The organism is Gilliamella sp. N-G2 (assembly GCF_002142215.1).
GTDB lineage: Bacteria > Pseudomonadota > Gammaproteobacteria > Enterobacterales > Orbaceae > Gilliamella.
Genome location: NZ_NAST01000065.1, coordinates 1 through 1,328, shown reverse-complemented (window position 1 = coordinate 1,328; position 1,328 = coordinate 1). Strand labels below are relative to the sequence as shown.

The 1,328-nt window shown below is 28.4% G+C and carries 1 protein-coding gene; it reads right to left on the bottom strand.

The window, feature by feature from the left end:
- Nucleotides 1-126: 126 nt before the first annotated feature.
- Nucleotides 127-1,107 carry a glycosyltransferase family 8 protein gene (locus tag B6C99_RS12945; protein WP_086360192.1) on the bottom strand — a complete coding sequence of 327 codons (981 nt, stop codon included), beginning with the start codon at nt 1,105-1,107 and terminating at the stop codon, nt 127-129.
- Nucleotides 1,108-1,328: the final 221 nt, after the last annotated feature.

The window sequence follows — 1,328 nt, the reverse complement described above, 5'->3', positions numbered from 1 at the left end:
ATAAACGCGCAATTATCATCAAAACATAATAAAATATCTAATATAGATTGGTTATTATCAAAATCACATGACAAAAACTCATTTCTTTTATTAATGAATTTATCGACTTGAATCACAAGTTCATCCTTATCGTTTTTTAGACGCTTTATGCTTGAGATAAAGCAAATAATATTTACAAGCCGAAAAATATTTTTTTTGGCTAGCTAACAGTTTTGCATAACGCCTTGTGGTTGATGGCGCATTCTCATTAGCTAATAATAATTTTTGATTAGCCCATGGTGAAGCAGCAATATAGCGTTGATAAAGGGGGGTTAAATATAATTGGTACCATGGTTTATTGCCAGTTACGTAATGAATTATAACCGTATCATCACTTAAAACGCTATCTTCCTTTCCACCAACTGTAAGTGATGTAAGTTGATTAAATATCTTAGGTAGAAACTGAGTTTTACCTTGCATTAATATATTCAGAACATCCTGATCGGCAAATTTGTAAACTTTACCACTATTAATCATTGCAAAAGCTTTTTCGGTAAGATTATTATCTACCCACATATCAGTATTGATATAAATCATCCCTGCATTAAAATATTCACCATATGTAATATCACAGGCTGAACATTGTTTTTCTTGAGTTTTATCTACATCAGGAACTACAGCAGCATATTTATCGGATAAGTTGGTATTAATTAAATCATTTAGATTATTAGTACAAAGAATATCACAATCTAGATATAACACTCTGGATGTTATTTTATTTAGTATTTGAGGTACGACAAAACGTAAACACGTTGACGCAGAAACATGTAACACTAAAGTATCTGGATTTATAGAAAACTCATCGCTAACTTCGTAACAGATTATTGTGGTGTTTTTTTCACTTAATTGATGAAATTTTTGTATTTTCTCATCAGATACGCTGTTGGCAAATAAATGAAAAACCAAATTTTTATCGGAATTATTAATCATAACTGATGACATAGCAATACCTGCTGGCATTGCATAATTATCATCAAAACAAAAAGCAATATGAACTGTTTCTTGTGATTCAATTGTATGACTAAATAAAGTAGTGACCTTACTAATAAAAAGATTTTCTGCTAACATCAAGGCTTAATGTCCAAAATTAGAAATTTATTTATTGTAACATAATCAATTTTTATGAAAAAATTAAATATGAATATAACATAGCTATTTTGTAATAACAAAATAGCTATGTTATATTTAAAAGCAACGTATCAATGAGTATTTAAAATGAATAATAGTATTATTAATATTGTATATTGTACAGATGCGAATTATTTAGAACATGTTGGTGTATCTATTAC

What these genes read in the sequence shown, in the direction of transcription:
- B6C99_RS12945 (WP_086360192.1), bottom strand. Translation starts at nt 1,107, where the DNA reads ATGTTAGCAGAAAATCTTTTTATTAGTAAGGTCACTACTTTATTTAGT.